The 13,879-nt window shown below is 55.3% G+C and carries 18 protein-coding genes; 2 read left to right on the top strand and 16 right to left on the bottom strand.

Going from position 1 to position 13,879, the window contains the following annotated elements:
* Positions 1–252: 252 nt before the first annotated feature.
* Together bioB and GHH_RS07840 are read right to left on the bottom strand one after the other, a co-directional pair.
* Positions 253–1,254 carry a biotin synthase BioB gene (gene bioB / locus GHH_RS07845; protein WP_015374736.1) on the bottom strand — a complete coding sequence of 334 codons (1,002 nt, stop codon included), beginning with the start codon at positions 1,252–1,254 and terminating at the stop codon, positions 253–255.
* Positions 1,255–1,412: 158 nt separating this feature from the next.
* Positions 1,413–2,852 (bottom strand): NAD(P)/FAD-dependent oxidoreductase, encoded by a 1,440-nt coding sequence (locus GHH_RS07840; protein ID WP_013523669.1) that lies wholly within the window; start codon positions 2,850–2,852, stop codon positions 1,413–1,415.
* A gap of 178 nt (positions 2,853–3,030) precedes the next feature.
* Here GHH_RS07840 and GHH_RS07835 point away from each other — a divergent pair, with 178 nt between their 5' ends.
* On the top strand, positions 3,031–3,624 hold the full coding sequence (locus GHH_RS07835) for a DUF502 domain-containing protein (RefSeq protein WP_015374735.1): 594 nt from the start codon (positions 3,031–3,033) through the stop codon (positions 3,622–3,624).
* A gap of 42 nt (positions 3,625–3,666) precedes the next feature.
* Here the strand turns inward: GHH_RS07835 and GHH_RS07830 are convergent, their stop codons facing one another.
* A complete protein-coding gene (locus GHH_RS07830; protein ID WP_013145444.1) occupies positions 3,667–4,605 on the bottom strand; it encodes a magnesium transporter CorA family protein in 939 nt (312 codons plus the stop codon).
* Between the two features lie 314 nt (positions 4,606–4,919).
* On the bottom strand, positions 4,920–5,066 hold the full coding sequence (locus GHH_RS19140; protein WP_013145445.1) for a hypothetical protein: 147 nt from the start codon (positions 5,064–5,066) through the stop codon (positions 4,920–4,922).
* Positions 5,067–5,248: 182 nt separating this feature from the next.
* Between GHH_RS19140 and GHH_RS07825 the strand changes: the two genes are divergently transcribed.
* Positions 5,249–5,539: a HesB/YadR/YfhF family protein gene (locus GHH_RS07825; protein WP_015374734.1), complete on the top strand. Its 291-nt coding sequence runs from the start codon at positions 5,249–5,251 to the stop codon at positions 5,537–5,539.
* Positions 5,540–5,564: 25 nt separating this feature from the next.
* On the opposite strand, the gene GHH_RS07820 is transcribed toward GHH_RS07825, so the two are convergent.
* The 12 genes from GHH_RS07820 to GHH_RS07775 all read right to left on the bottom strand — a co-directional run bounded on the left by GHH_RS07820 (position 5,565) and on the right by GHH_RS07775 (position 13,788).
* Positions 5,565–5,972, bottom strand: a complete 408-nt coding sequence (locus tag GHH_RS07820) for a PaaI family thioesterase (RefSeq protein WP_015374733.1) — start codon at positions 5,970–5,972, stop codon at positions 5,565–5,567.
* Entirely contained in the window at positions 5,972–6,286 is a 315-nt protein-coding gene (locus tag GHH_RS07815) for a hypothetical protein (protein ID WP_011231059.1), read from the bottom strand. The genes GHH_RS07820 and GHH_RS07815 overlap by 1 nt, the downstream gene beginning before the upstream one ends.
* A gap of 14 nt (positions 6,287–6,300) precedes the next feature.
* A complete protein-coding gene (locus GHH_RS07810) occupies positions 6,301–6,717 on the bottom strand; it encodes a thioesterase family protein (RefSeq protein WP_013145448.1) in 417 nt (138 codons plus the stop codon).
* A 117-nt stretch (positions 6,718–6,834) separates the two neighbouring features.
* A complete protein-coding gene (tlp, locus tag GHH_RS07805; protein ID WP_013145449.1) occupies positions 6,835–7,062 on the bottom strand; it encodes a small acid-soluble spore protein Tlp in 228 nt (75 codons plus the stop codon).
* Between the two features lie 30 nt (positions 7,063–7,092).
* On the bottom strand, positions 7,093–7,236 hold the full coding sequence (locus GHH_RS07800; RefSeq protein ID WP_011231056.1) for an acid-soluble spore protein N: 144 nt from the start codon (positions 7,234–7,236) through the stop codon (positions 7,093–7,095).
* 55 nt (positions 7,237–7,291) lie between these two features.
* Positions 7,292–7,423, bottom strand: a complete 132-nt coding sequence (locus tag GHH_RS18135; RefSeq protein ID WP_011231055.1) for an FbpB family small basic protein — start codon at positions 7,421–7,423, stop codon at positions 7,292–7,294.
* 121 nt (positions 7,424–7,544) lie between these two features.
* Positions 7,545–8,072: a TlpA disulfide reductase family protein gene (locus tag GHH_RS07795; RefSeq protein WP_015374732.1), complete on the bottom strand. Its 528-nt coding sequence runs from the start codon at positions 8,070–8,072 to the stop codon at positions 7,545–7,547.
* 138 nt (positions 8,073–8,210) lie between these two features.
* Complete coding sequence (locus tag GHH_RS19135; protein ID WP_015374731.1) at positions 8,211–8,360, bottom strand: hypothetical protein; 150 nt, start codon at positions 8,358–8,360, stop codon at positions 8,211–8,213.
* Positions 8,361–8,609: 249 nt separating this feature from the next.
* The gene (locus tag GHH_RS07790) at positions 8,610–9,458 is read right to left on the bottom strand and encodes a sulfurtransferase (protein WP_015374730.1); all 849 of its coding nucleotides are present in this window, start codon (positions 9,456–9,458) and stop codon (positions 8,610–8,612) included.
* 120 nt (positions 9,459–9,578) lie between these two features.
* Complete coding sequence (locus tag GHH_RS07785) at positions 9,579–9,854, bottom strand: YpbS family protein (RefSeq protein ID WP_015374729.1); 276 nt, start codon at positions 9,852–9,854, stop codon at positions 9,579–9,581.
* The gene (locus tag GHH_RS07780) at positions 9,851–10,039 is read right to left on the bottom strand and encodes a hypothetical protein (RefSeq protein WP_013145453.1); all 189 of its coding nucleotides are present in this window, start codon (positions 10,037–10,039) and stop codon (positions 9,851–9,853) included. Before GHH_RS07780 ends, GHH_RS07785 begins: the two co-directional genes overlap by 4 nt.
* Positions 10,039–13,788, bottom strand: coding sequence for a dynamin family protein (locus GHH_RS07775; protein ID WP_041470470.1), 3,750 nt, complete (start codon positions 13,786–13,788; stop codon positions 10,039–10,041). The genes GHH_RS07780 and GHH_RS07775 overlap by 1 nt, the downstream gene beginning before the upstream one ends.
* Between the last annotated feature and the right edge of the window lie 91 nt (positions 13,789–13,879).

Here is a 13,879-nt window from a genome sequence, read left to right as displayed (position 1 = left end):
CGTCGGGTTGGCTTTTCATGCCAAAAAAGCGCGTCAAACGGCGCAATAGGGGTTCAATCCGCTTTTCACGTCAGAGCATAGGCAGGCCAAGTCCACCGTCTTATCATGCGCTCCGCTTCTCGCCAAGGCTTGCGATGCGCCATCGTGGCGTCCCATCTGAAACCGCATGGCGCCTCCCATGCCTCCCGCTTCGCTAGGTATTGTCCTCGGTGAGCGCACATACAAAAAGCCGCCATCTTCCGGCGGCATCGTTCATGATACGACTCCGGCTTGCGGAGCCGGGGCAAATTCGATTTCAAACCCAAGATCCCCAAGCATTTGATAATCGGCTGACTTTTCTTGCCCGGCGGTCGTCAAATAGTCGCCGACAAAAATCGAGTTGGCGGCATACAGGCCAAGCGGCTGAAGTGAGCGCAAATTCACTTCTCGCCCGCCGGCGATGCGGATTTCTTTGGTTGGATTCATATAGCGAAAAAGGGCCAGCACCTTCAAACAGTAACGCGGGTTTAATTCGTTCGTGCCAGCCAGCGGCGTGCCGTCGATCGCATGCAAAAAGTTGACTGGAATGGAATCGGCGTCAAGCGCCCGCAAACTGCGCGCCATATCGACGACATCCTGCTTCGTTTCTTTCATGCCGATGATGACGCCGGAACAAGGCGAAAGACCAGCTTCTTTCACCGTTTCCACCGTCCGCACCCGGTCGTCGTATGTATGGGACGTCGTAATGTTCGGATGGTGCTGTTTTGACGTGTTAATGTTATGATTGTAGCGATCGACTCCCGCCTCTTTCAGCCGCGCCGCCTGCTCCGGCTTTAAGATCCCAAGGCAGGCGCACACTTTCAGCCCGAACCGCTCTTTAATTTCCTTGACCGCAGACACAACGGTGTCGATCTCTTTATCGCTCGGCCCGCGGCCGCTGGCGACGATGCAGTACGTCCCAATGCGCAAACGGTGTGCTTCTTCCGCGCCGCGCAACAACGTCTCTTTGTCGACCATTTTATACGTTTTCACCGGCGCCGTCGATACGGCGGACTGCGAACAGTAGCCGCAGTTTTCCGGACAGAGGCCGGATTTGGCGTTGATGATCATGTTCAGCTTCACTTTGTTTCCATAATAGGCGGAGCGAATCCGGTACGCCCCTTGCAGCAAAAGGAGCAACTCCTCGTCCGGACAATCCAATATCGCCAATGCTTCCTCATCGGTCAGCTCGTGGCCTCCCAACACTTGCTCGGCCAACACCAGCCAGTTTGCCATCTCTCCTCTCCCCTTTCCATATCATTACATTTATCGTAACGGACCAGCCGCATATTTGTCAACTATATTTTCATTTCAGTTTACTTTTTAATCCGTCCCTAGGCAGACAGCAAAAAAAACAGGCCCCCGTTTGAAGGGGCCTGCCCTCGGTTCCTCACCTAATGCGTCAATTTCTCGACGATATCGCGGGCGATCCAGACGCCGCAGGCGCTCGCCTGCGCAAGGCCGCGCGTAATGCCGGCGCCGTCGCCGCCGACATACAGCCCGGCGATTTCGGTTTCAAAGCGGTCGTTCAGTTTCGGACGTGCCGAATAAAACTTCGCTTCCACCCCATAAAAGAGCGTATGCTCAGAGGCAAGCCCCGGAGTAACATGGTTGAGCGCTTCCGTCATTTCGATCAAGCTTTTCATCGTGTTGTACGGCAAAACGAGGCCTAAATCGCCCGGCACCGCTTCTTTTAGCGTCGGTTCGATGAACCCTTCTTTGATCCGCTTTTCCGTCGATCGCCGTCCTTTTAAAATGTCGCCGTATTTTTGCACGATGATGCCGCCGTTCGACAAGGCGTTCGCCAGCCGGGAAATTTCATGGGCGTATTCGTTCGGCTTGTCAAACGGATCGGAAAACTTATGTGAAACAAGAAGGGCAAAGTTCGTGTTGTTGCTGCCGAGCTTTGGATCTTTGTACGCATGGCCGTTGGCGAGCATGATGCCGGAATGGTTTTCGACGACGACATGTCCGGACGGGTTGCTGCAAAACGTGCGCACTTGCGTCCCAACCGACGTGTTGAAAATGAATTTCCCTTCATACAGATGTTCGTTAATTTCTTGCATGACGATGTTCGATGTTTCCACGCGCACTCCGATGTCAACCTGATTGTTGATCATCCGCAAACGGCGCTTGCGCAAGATTTTGCTCAGCCAAACCGAGCCATCGCGCCCCGGAGCGATGACGACTTTTTCCGCTGTCAACGTTTCGCCGTTTTTCAGCACAACGCCTTTCACTCGATGGCCGCTCTCCGTCCGCTCGGTCACGATATCATCCACTTCCGTTGTAAAGCGCATCGCAATCCGCTCGCGCAAATATTCAAAAATGCTTTTCAAAATTTCCAAATTTTGCTCTGTACCCAAATGGCGGACGTACGCGCGCAATAGCTTCAGCCCGGCCGCATAGGCGCGCCGCTCGATCTCTTTCACTTTATCCGTCATCGGGTCGGTGATCGATGTCGTCGCTCCGTGCTTCAAGTTGATCTCATCGACATAGCGGATGAGCTCAAGTACGGTCGAAGCCGGCAAATAGTCGGTCATCCAGCCGCCGAATTCGCTCGTGATATTGAATTTGCCGTCCGAATACGCCCCCGCTCCGCCGAATCCATTCGTGATCGAACAGGCCGGCACGCAGCCGGCATAGTCTTTTTTGCCGGCCGGCGGCGGACACTTTTCAATTTTTTTTTGCAAAATCGGACAATTGCGTTTATAGATATCGTGCCCTTTATCGATTAAGAGCACGTTCGCTCCAGGGAGTTTGAGCGTCAGTTCGTAGCAAGTGAAAATGCCGGCCGGCCCGGCGCCGACCACGATCACATCGTAATGATTGTTCATGATCCATCCCCCATTTCCCATGTTCCATTCGAAAGTATACGGAACATTTGGCAGTTCGTCAAGAAAAACACGAACTTTCTTGCCGAATATAACGAAAAACGTTCGATATAATAGAGAGTTGTATAAAGCCAAAAAAATTGGTATGGTGGTAGAGAATGAATAGCGGGGAGGGAAAGGGATGCGTTTTTTCGTGAAACATTTTCTAAACGGCATGCTGACGATCGTGCCAATTTTACTCGCCGTCTATGTGTGCTACAAAGTGTTCACCGTTTTGGATGGGCTGCTTGGCCAATACGTCCGTCCGTATTTGGATGGCCGCTACATTCCCGGCCTAGGCCTATTGGCGACTGTCGCGCTGATTACCGTCTGCGGTTGGCTGTCGACGCAATACGTAAGCGGCCGCCTCATTCGACTGATCGACCGGTTGCTTGAAAGCATTCCCTTGATGAAAACGGTTTATTCCGTCGCCAAAGATACAATCGCTTCCTTCGTCGGGGAAAAACGATCGTTTTCGCAAGTTGTGCTCGTTACAATGCCAGAAAGCGGCTGGAAATGCCTCGGCTTCATGACAATGGATGATGTCGGCGCTTGGCACGATCCTCTCGCCGACTACGTCGCCGTCTATATCCCGCAGGCGTTTCAAGTCGCCGGGCTCACCCTGCTCGTCCCGAAAAAGCAAGTGGAAGTCGTCGACATCTCGCCGGAAGAGGCGATGAAATTCATCTTCTCCGGCGGTGTGGCCGTCCGAAAGCAAAAGCGGCTGCCCCAATGACAGGGCAGCCGTTCGCATGGCCATCCAAAACGCGCCTGGCCGTCAAAAGTATCGCTTTTTCCAAAAGATGTACGCCGTCGCCGCTGACAGTGAACCGGCGAGCGCCATCGCGATCAAAAAGGCGTACGGAGAGTGTTGGTACGGAATCGGTACGTTCATGCCGTAGAAACTCGCCACCATCGTCGGCAGCGAAATGACGATCGTAATGGCCGTCAAAAACTTCATCACAATGTTTAAGTTGTTTGAGATGACCGAAGCGAACGCGTCCATCATGCCGCTTAAAATGCTGCTGTATACTTCGGCCATTTCAATCGCCTGCTTGTTTTCAATAATGACGTCCTGCAGCAAATCCTGGTCATCTTCGTACATGCGCAAATAATTGAGGCGCATGAGCCGCTCCATGACGATGTTGTTTGCTTTGAGCGACGTCATGAAATACACTAAGCTTTTTTCCATGCTGAGAAGCGAAAACAGCTCCTTGTTTTTCATCGATTGGTGCAATTCTTTTTCGATTTCGCTCGTCCGCCGATTGATTTGCTTCAAGTAGCGCAAATAATACGTTGAAATCATGTACAGCATTTGCAACGCAAACCGCGTCTTCATAAACGTGTAAAAGTTTTTGATTTTGTTTTTGGAGAATTCTTCGAAAATCGGATTCTCCTGCAAGCAAACCGTAATAAAACACGTGTTCGTAATGATCATGCCGATCGGAATCGTCTCGTAAATCGGGCCGTCCACTTCATCATGGGCGACAATCGGAATGTCGACGATAATGAGCACATGGTTGTCTTCCTTTTCGACGCGCGACCGCTCCTCGTCATCCAACGCGTCTTTGATCGAATCGATCGGAATGTCCAAATGGTGGGCGATGTAGCGAATTTCGTCTTCCGTCGGGGCAACGAGATTGATCCAGCAGCCATTTTCAATATGATCGATTTCGCGCATTTTGCCGCTGGCATCGGACAAATACATTTTCATCATCTGGCATCCTTCCTCCTTTTCACGCGAGGAAGGCGGCGCCTCTTCCTTTCCGTCCGGAGCCCGTTTTCGTATGATGAGCAGCCGGCAAGAAAAGGAACAGGCCGCGTTCCCCGCTATATTCCGGTTCCGGTTCGTTCGGGCTTGAACTACTCATATACGAAAACGCCACTCCTTTCGAAAAAGATATCCCTCAAGTAATGATAGCGCGGACCGGCCCGTTTGTATAGTAGGTGCCATAAAAAAAAGCAGCCTACTGGCTACTTTATTCACAAAACAGCGCGATGTTCAACCATCGCCCGTTCGATTCGGCTTTTTTATTCGCTCGATGGCGTCGTGTTGAAAAAATCAGGCGCTTGTTTGCCCGTTTGCCGGCTGTCCGAGCGGCGCGGATGCTTTTCATTGCTTTTCCCCATCAGTCCGTCGGATTCGTAGCTGAGCGGAAACGTCCGCTTTTTGCCCACCGCCCTCACCCCCTTCGCTTTTACTGTTTGCCGCCAGCCAGCGTTTTACTCCAACCGATGAAAACAAGGACACCGCCACTTTATGGAAAGCGTTTTATCCTAAAATTGTCAGCTAATGTTCACACAATCGTTTTACCGGCGCCGTCCATTCACTTATAATAAACAAGTGAGGAGGGGAAGCCATGAACATCATGATTACAAAAAAAGCGTTTGATTGGTACAAGCGGGAGCTCGGGCTGAAGCCGGGCGATGCGATCCGCTTTTTTGCCCGCTACGGCGGGTGCAGCACCGTGCAAAAAGGGTTTTCGCTTGGCATGGCCAAAGACGAACTGGTCGACAAGCCGGCGGCGCAGACGACGGTTGACGGCGTGACGTTTTTTGTCGAAGACAGCGACCAATGGTATTTTGACGGCCGCGATTTGACGGTTGATTTGGACGAAAAAAGCGGCGAACCGGTGTTTTTGCTCCATTAACCAGCGAAAAAAGCTAGCCGTGACGCTAGCTTTTTCGAATAATGGCGATCGTGCAGCGGGAGATGCAGACGAGCTCCCCTTGTTCGTCCGTAATGCGCACATCCCACACCATCGTCGTCCGGCCGCGGTGCAACACCGTCCCTGTCGCCGTCACCGTCCCGCGGCGAACGGCGCGGACGTGATTGGCGTTGATTTCCAATCCAACGACGTTTTCCGTGTTGGGGTCCACAAGCGCGTACGCGCCGATGCTGGCGACCGTCTCCGCTAAGGCGACTGAGGCGCCGCCATGCAGCAGCCCAGCCGGCTGGTGCGTGCGCCAGTCGACCGGCATCGTCGCGACGACGCGGCCTTCGCCAATCTCAACAATTTCGATGCCGAGCGTATCGATCAACGTATGTTTCGACATTTCCTTCACAACGGCCAAATCGATCATCATTCCTTCTTCCCCCGTTTCGTGAATCGTTCCAGTTCAAACAGCCGTCCTTCCTGCTGCAAAATGCGCGTTTGCGTCTCACCGAGCAAATCGAAATGCGGAAACTCACCGCGCCGGTCGATCCACTCTTCCTTCAGCCCGTACTGCCGCCCCCAAGCGGCGAGTTTTTCGACATCGGCGCAGCCGACTTTCGTCACTGTCGTGCAATGCGGAAACCGTTCGTCGTACCAATAGTGGGTCAAAAAGGCGATTTCACCGCGCTTCACTTTCTCTTTCCATGCCGCGAGCTCATGTCGGCGGATGCCAAACGCCATCGCACCGCTCCCCTTTACCGCTTCGCCCGCTCATATGCTTCATGCCAGTCAGGAAAATATTTGCGGATCACGATCGGCCGAAACGTATCGCGCTTGACGCAAACGTGCTGCGACTTTCCGGTCACCGCCACCTCGCCGTCCGGGGCGAGAATCTCGTAGCCGTATGTCACGCGGATGCCGTCATAGGCGTCAATCCATGTGCGGACAGTCGCGGTTTCCCCATAACGAAGCGGCTTTTTGTACGACACTTGCAAATCGACAACAGGCGAAATGATGCCTTCTTTCTCCATGTCAGCATAATGAAAGCCAAGCTGTTTGATCAATTCCGTGCGCCCGACTTCCATCCAAACTAAATAGTTCGCGTGGTAGACGACGCCCATTTGGTCTGTTTCCGCATAACGCACTTCAATTTGTTTTTCTGCCACTTTCACGTTCGTTCTCCCTCCATTTTTTACCGGGCCTCCTCTTCTATGTTACCATTCGCCCGTCGGCTCGCTCAAGCGGTAGACAAAAAAACGAAGCCGCCCCCCGCATGAGGGCTGCTTCGTTTACTGGTAGCCGTGCTCCCGTGCAGCGGCTTCGTCTTTAATTTCCGCGCGCATGGCCGCGATCGCTTCTTCGCGGCGGCGGTTTTTCGCCCGGATCTTCTCCTGCTCCTCCGGCGACGCAAACTGCATCGTTTCTTCGGCTTTTTCTATGTTCTCAATGGTGTTTTGCACCATTTCTTGCAGCTTTTCCACATTGTCGCTGCGGTCATCCGGTTTCGGACGCGGCATGAATGCTTCCTCCTTTGCGCGAGTTTCCGGCTATTCGCCCTTCGTTTGGATGACTTGGGCGTGCTGGCCGGACTGGTCTTGCATTTGTTTGCCCTTGTTTCCTCCTGCGGCGCGAGGCTGTGTGCCGATATGGTTCGGCACGAAATGCTTGCGGCTTCCTTTCGGATTGCTCATTGTCTTCGCCTCCTCGCCATCTAGTCTGTCCGCCCGGAGAACCGCTATGCATGGGTCATTCTGCTTTTTTGAGCATCCGCTCTTCCAGCTTTTTCTCGATTTTTTCGAGCGCTTCCCGATCGTTCAACAATTGCCGTTTGTTCTCGCTGATCAGTTCTTGGAGAGTCATTTTGCGGGATCGTCTCATCGCTTCAACCTCCCCTCACTTTTATTGTAATCTTATTCATGCCCAAAAAAGATAAAAATTATGACAACTTTTTGAAAAATAACGAACCACGAAGAAAGCGCCTTTCGCTGCAGCCATCTGCTCAACGAAAAAGCGCTGTTTCCTGCTCGAGCCGCTTCGCCGTCACCGGGCCGACAATTTTTCGCCGAATGACGCCGTTTGGATCGATAATATACGTCGTTGGAATCGTTTGGATTCGATATTGACGAAGCGCTTCGCCGCGCACATCGAGGCCGACTGGAAACATGAGCCTGTTCGCTTTCGCAAACCGCTCAGCGTTGTCCAACGTATCTTGCGTCGTCAAATGAACGGCAAGGAGCGCAACTTCGCGGCCATGCCGCTCGTAAAACTTGGCAAGCTCCGGCATTTCCTTTTTGCACGGCGGGCACCACGACGTCCAAAAGTTGAGGACGACCGCTTTGCCGCGCAAATCAGACAGCCGGACGGCTTTGCCGCCAAGCGTCGGCAGCGTCAAATCAGGGGCCGTCTGGCCGATGCCCGGGCCGCTTTCTATTTCGTCTGTTTCCTGTTCGTTCCCGGCAGCCATCGCATTCCAAAGACCATAGCCGGCAACGGCCAAAAACAATAGGACGACGAACCATTTCCGCACGCATTTCCCTCCCTGCCGGCCGGCGCCCTTTCTTCCATCCAGCGCCCTCCGCCGCTCTGCCCATCATTATAGCACATACGTTTGTGTTTGCCAACGTTGACGTCTAAGGACGAAAAAACGAGGGGCGAGCCCTCGTCATTAACGGATGTTTTTATGGTCGTTTTTCAGTTTCTCGGCTTCCACCTCGGCGTACGAAGCAAACTCGCTCGTCCATTCATTGAAGCCGTTTTTCTTTTTGGCGTTGTTGTTTCGTTGGGCATTGGCATTGCCAAGCTTTGTCCGGCCCATGCGTCTCCTCCTCTGCTTCCGTCGGTTCACCTATAGTATCCGCCGGCGGCCAAAAAACTATGCATACAGCGGCTTCAACCGACGGCCGAAACAATGGAAGAAAAGCGAAACAAACACTAGGTGAAAATCGTTGAAAATCAACAACGCTTCGACCTCATGCGGACCGAAAAAAGAAAACGAAAAGGAAACAACGGTTCCATCCGACAACACTGAGGCGTCGAATGATGTTTCAGCCCGAATCGGAGAAAACTAAGCATCGGATGACGGGTCACCCGTTTCAATCGGGTTGTCCGGATAGGAAATCCAGTCGCTGAAACTGCCGACGTACAGCCGAACGTTGTGATAACCAGCTTCGTGGAGCGCCAACACGTTCGGGCAGGCGGTGACGCCGGAACCACAGTAAACGATCAACGGCTGCCCACGGTCAAAATCGGCAAACCGAGCCGCCTGCTCGACAGCGCTTTTCCAGTAGCCGCCTTCCGTCATTCCGTCTTTCCAAAACCGGTGCACCGCTCCTGGGATGCGGCCGGCTCGGCGGTCGATCGGTTCTTCCAGGCCGGCATATCGCTTCCATTCACGCGAATCAATGAGCACAGCCGAGCGATCGCGGACGGCGGCGCGCACATCCTCAACCGTCGCCAGCCATGACCGATCCGGACGCGGCCGAAACGGGCGGGACGCCACAGCAGGGACGACGTTCGTCACCGGATGCCCTTTCTTCTTCCATTCACGATAATTGCCGTCCAATACGTATGCGTGGGCATGGCCGAAATAGCGAAGCAACCACCAGCAACGCGCCGCCATCGCCCCGTCTTGGTCGTCGTAAGCGACAACGGTCACCGTTTCATCGATGCCGACCCGGCCAAACACGTCCGCCGCTTGCTCGGCCGACGGAAGCGGGTGGCGGCCGCCGTGCTCTCCGACTGGGCCCGACAAGTCGCGTTCCAAGTCCATATACACGGCACCGGGAATATGATCTTCCTGGTAAACGGCCGCTCCTTTCGCAGGATCGCCAAGCCAAAACCGACAATCAAGAATGCGCGTGTTTTCGTCGTGCAAATGGCGAAGGAGCCATTCATGGGAAACAAGCGACGCCATATGTCCTCCCCCTTTTTGTTTTTGCTGACGCCAAACGTTGTTTCTTGATCGGAACGGAAAGCAGCCAATCATCAACAGGACGCCGGCGGCGCCGACACGCTCAGCCAGCGCTCGCCATCGTCACGACCGCTCTTTCCCTTCAAGCCGGCTCACGTACTCGCGCACCATCTCCGGCGTCACGCACCGGCGCGCCGGCACGAGGCCGCTTTTGGCCAGTTCGTTCATCCGCTTCGTCACTTCATTGATCCCATCAACCGTAAACGGCTCGCCGCGGCGGCACCGCTCGACCGCTTCGTCGATGAGCCGCTCGCGCTCGGCGTCGAGCATAGCAAATTGCTTCAAGATGGTATGCTGTTTTTGCACATGGGCAGTGATCGCGTGATGCACTTCGCTCAATGGTCCTCGTCCTTTCCTGCTTCTTTTTCCATCAAACGCCGGACGTTCGGTTTCGGCGTCCAACAGTTGAACCGATAGTTCGGTTTCGTCGCATAGCCGAGCCGGCGGCAATACGTGTACAGCCCGTCGGCTCGCTTTTCTATACGGTAGTGGATGCATGTAGCGCAAGCGTGAAACCGGTTCATCAACGCGCCTCCCCGCCGCGGCCCGAAAGAAGGCCGCGAAGCGCCGCTTCGATGCGGGCGAGCGCCTCATGATCCGCCGTTGCGGAGAGCACGGCAAGCAAGCCCTCCATATAGCTGTCGACTTGTTCCGCGAGAGCGGCCGAAAGTGCGGCGACGGCAGCCTTGTATTGTTCTGCGTACGTCGCCACAAGCCGCTCTTTTTGCTCAGCCAAATAGGCGTCGATCGGCTCGACAAGCGCTGCCTCAATTTCCTCTTTCATCCGCCGCTTTTCGTCGCGCTCAAAAAATGATTTGGCGTTTTTATACAGCGAAAGCGCCTTGGTAAACCGCACCCGGTCTACATCCCCAAGGGCGTTGGCAAACTCCGGCGCCGAAAAGGCAAACGGCTCAGGCGGCGTGAGCGCGAGCGCATCATCGAAACGACGAAGCTCATGGAATAGGCGCGAGAACTGCTCGGCCAGCTGTTTGTGCAAAAACGACTCAACACGCAAGCTCGTCGCCCGCAACTCTTGGGCCAAATCAAAGCCAACCGATGCGAGCAACTCGTCGAGGCAACGCTCAAGCGCCCGACGCGCCGGGCCTTGGTCGTCGCGGAGCACCGCCGGGTTGAACGCCTCCTTAAACACATCGTTGAGGCGGAAAAAGACGCGCTGCTTGACGTAATAGAGCAATTCGTCGACTTCTTGGCGAAGCGCCTGCCGGCCGTAGGCATCATCAATGCCAGCAAGCACGGCGTGCATCTTCGTTTTCACCGCCTCAAGCGCCTGCCGTTTCCCCGCTTTTTCCGCTTCGCTTTGCCCGGCGGCGCGCGCGAATTCCTCTGCCGTCCGCCGCGCCCGCTCAAGCTCGGCATATGCGCTCTCGACGGCAACTTCCGCCAGTTCTTCCGTTAAGAAGCGGAAGAAGTCGGTTTCAAAGGCAGACAAGCCGGAGTCCGCCAAGACGCCGCGCGGACCGGGCTCGGCCCCCGTTTTTTCCGCCAGCGCCAAGCGGCTTGAGAGCGCATAAAGGCGCGGAAAGCGGATGCCAAAGCGCGCCAGCTCTCCGTTCATATAGGAAATGACGGCCTCAAGCTCCTCTTTCGACTGGGCCAAATCAGCCGCATTGATGACGAAAAACATTTTATCAAGCGCAAACGTGTCTTTCACGCGCCCAAGCTGAAGCAAAAACTCGCGGTCTGCTTTCGAGAACGCATGGTTATAATACGTCACAAACAACAACGCATCAGCATGCTTCATGTAATGAAACGCCACTCCCGTATGGCGGGCGTTAAGTGAATCCACCCCCGGAGTATCCACAAGCGTCACCCCTTGGCGGGTGAGCGGACAGTCGGCGTACAACACGACCTCATCTAAGAAACATGACACCGCTTCGTCAGCGACATACGTCTCGAGTTCTTCCCAACCGATGGAGACGATCTCCCCGAATCGACCGTTCATCCGCTCATAGCCGGCCGCGGCAGCTGCCAAAAAAGCCACATGCGGCTTTTGCGCCGGATGTTCGGCTCCCGATTCGGCCAGGCGGGCGCAAAGGCGGAGCGCTTCATCCCATGTATCCGCCTCATGGCCGCACTGCCGAAGCGACGATTGCACATCCGCCCAAATTTTCGGTTCGCTTTTCACCTTGACCACCGCCGTGCCGTGCGGATGCTTGTGATCAGGCGGGGCGATTTTGCTGATGGCGGCGGTTGTCGGGTTGGGCGACGATGGCAGAAGCGGGGCGCCGAGCAAGGCGTTCGCCAGCGACGATTTGCCGGCGCTGAAGGCGCCAAACAAAGCGACGGTAAACGATCGCTCGCGAAGCCGACGCGCCTTGTCGCGCAACGGTCCAGCGAAGCGGCCAAGCATTTCGGACCGTTCAAGCCAAGCCGCCGCCTCCTCAAGCCGATCGGCCGCCTCTTCGCTCCGCTGTTTTCCGCCGCTTGAAAGCGTCCGAGCTTCGTCCGCTCTTTCGCTCACTCCGAGGCCGGCCGCTTCCTGACCGAGCGCTTGCTCTTTGACGGAAAGACGGCTTGTTTCCGCTGGCTTGAATGCTGCTTGCGGTTTTGCCGCCTCGGCATGACACGCTTTCCGGAAGACCGGCGGCGCCGTCAACGCGGCGAGACGGTTTTCATCAAGCGATGCAGACTCGCATGGAGCAGCGATCAGCTGCTCGAACGCACGCCGGCGCTCGTCCCGCTCGGCTCTGAGGCGGGCGAGGCGGGCGGCGAGCTCCACTTTTTCGCGCGCCGCCGAAAGCTGTCCGTTCAATGTTTCTGTTTGGGCGGCCGCCCGTTTGGCGATTTGTTCCTTCAGTTCGGCAAACAAGGCGAGCGCCGAGTCGCGGTAGCGTTTTTTCAGCGCCGCCGCCACCTCATCCGTATAATTTAATAGCGCGGCGCCGCTTGATTCCGCCCCTTGTTTGACGAGGCCGGCAAGCATCGTCTCATCCCACTCCGCCGTCCATTGCTGGCACTCGCTGAACCAATCGTCATCAGCATGCCATTCTTTCCCAAACTGAACAAGGAGCTGGCGGACGTGCCATTCAATTTGCGCCGCCGCTTGCGCTTTGACGCTTTCATAAAACGCCTCAAGCCGCCGCTTGCGCTCTTGCTCCGTTTTTGTCTTCGCGAACAACAAGCCCACTTTGAAATTCGGCTGCATCGCCTGCAAGTACGCCTCAGCCCGCTCCCTCGTCTCAAACGGCATCACGTACGCGTTTTGCAGCACGCGCTCAAGCTCCGAACGGAACGCCTCCTCCGCCCGCGACGGCGCTGTTTGCCAATCGGCAAGCTCCGCCTCAAGGCGATCGAGCTCCGCGATGGCAGCCGCCTCGTCATCGGCGCCGCCAAGCGCCTCGAGGCGCGCCTCAATCTTTTGCTCAAGCGGCTCGTGCCGTGCGCGGAGATGCTCAAGATGGCCGTCGGCGATCCGTTTTAACGCCGATTCGGCGCCGCGGACGAGCCATTCCTCCTTGTCGGCAAACAACCGGCGCAAACAAGCGACAAGCTCATGCCATTCGTTGTGCGGATGTGACGGGTCTTTCAGCGACAAGAAAAACAAACGGGCCGCCTCAACCCCCCAACGCCGGAACGCCTCGGCGGCCGAGGCGCGAAATTCAGCGAACGGCAGCTCGTCGTCGCGATGTTTATCGATTTGGTTGATGATCAAATAAACGGTCTTTCCTTCATCTGTTAATTGTTTTGTAAATTGGAAGTTTAATTCCGCCTGCACATGGTTATAATCCATGACGTAAAAGACGACATCCGCCAAATGAAGCGCTGACTCCGTCGCCAGCCGGTGGGCGTCATCGGTCGAATCGATGCCCGGCGTATCGAGGATCGCAACCCCCGGCGGGATGGCGTCCGTCGTTCGGCTGATTTCAATCCATTCGATCGTCTCCCCGTCCCGGCATTGGGCGCGAATCAAGTCCGGGTCGTACGGCGGTTCATACTCGACCGGCTCATCGCGGTGGAAAAAGACGCGCACATAGTCCGGACCGGCTTTCACTTTGACGAGATTGGCGCTCGTCGGAATCGGGCTGGACGGCAGCATCGGCTCGCCGAGCAACGCGTTGATCAAACTCGATTTGCCGGCGGAAAAATGGCCGCAAAATGCGACAATGAGCTCACCGGATGCCGCTTTTTCGATGAGCTGCTTCACTTTGCCCGCATGCTCCTGGTCATCCGCGGACTGAAGCTGATCGTGCATGTCGATCATTTTCGAAAGCCACAGCCGCAATGACGGCCGCTCAATCGCAATATGCCCCATGACCAAAACCCCTTTGTTTCCGTCAATGTCATTTACATTCATTTTACTGCATTTCGCCCCGTTTCCCAATAGAAAAAAAGAAAAATCCCGC

Origin of the sequence: Geobacillus sp. GHH01 (assembly GCF_000336445.1) — a bacterium.
Classification (GTDB): domain Bacteria; phylum Bacillota; class Bacilli; order Bacillales; family Anoxybacillaceae; genus Geobacillus; species Geobacillus zalihae.
The sequence above is the reverse complement of the archived record's forward strand: the minus strand, read 5'-3'. Positions and strand labels throughout refer to the sequence as shown.

Excerpts from the sequence above, each read along its gene's own strand:
- bioB (WP_015374736.1), bottom strand. The coding sequence starts at position 1,254 with ATGGCAAACTGGCTGGTGTTGGCCGAGCAAGTGTTGGGAGGCCACGAG.
- GHH_RS07840 (WP_013523669.1), bottom strand. The coding sequence starts at position 2,852 with ATGAACAATCATTACGATGTGATCGTGGTCGGCGCCGGGCCGGCCGGC.
- GHH_RS07835 (WP_015374735.1), top strand. The coding sequence starts at position 3,031 with ATGCGTTTTTTCGTGAAACATTTTCTAAACGGCATGCTGACGATCGTG.
- GHH_RS07830 (WP_013145444.1), bottom strand. The coding sequence starts at position 4,605 with ATGATGAAAATGTATTTGTCCGATGCCAGCGGCAAAATGCGCGAAATC.
- GHH_RS07825 (WP_015374734.1), top strand. The coding sequence starts at position 5,249 with ATGAACATCATGATTACAAAAAAAGCGTTTGATTGGTACAAGCGGGAG.
- GHH_RS07820 (WP_015374733.1), bottom strand. The coding sequence starts at position 5,972 with ATGATCGATTTGGCCGTTGTGAAGGAAATGTCGAAACATACGTTGATC.
- GHH_RS07815 (WP_011231059.1), bottom strand. The coding sequence starts at position 6,286 with ATGGCGTTTGGCATCCGCCGACATGAGCTCGCGGCATGGAAAGAGAAA.
- tlp (WP_013145449.1), bottom strand. The coding sequence starts at position 7,062 with ATGCCGCGTCCGAAACCGGATGACCGCAGCGACAATGTGGAAAAGCTG.
- GHH_RS07800 (WP_011231056.1), bottom strand. The coding sequence starts at position 7,236 with ATGAGCAATCCGAAAGGAAGCCGCAAGCATTTCGTGCCGAACCATATC.
- GHH_RS18135 (WP_011231055.1), bottom strand. The coding sequence starts at position 7,423 with ATGAGACGATCCCGCAAAATGACTCTCCAAGAACTGATCAGCGAGAAC.
- GHH_RS19135 (WP_015374731.1), bottom strand. The coding sequence starts at position 8,360 with ATGGGCCGGACAAAGCTTGGCAATGCCAATGCCCAACGAAACAACAAC.
- GHH_RS07790 (WP_015374730.1), bottom strand. The coding sequence starts at position 9,458 with ATGGCGTCGCTTGTTTCCCATGAATGGCTCCTTCGCCATTTGCACGAC.
- GHH_RS07780 (WP_013145453.1), bottom strand. The coding sequence starts at position 10,039 with ATGAACCGGTTTCACGCTTGCGCTACATGCATCCACTACCGTATAGAA.
- GHH_RS07775 (WP_041470470.1), bottom strand. The coding sequence starts at position 13,788 with ATGGGGCATATTGCGATTGAGCGGCCGTCATTGCGGCTGTGGCTTTCG.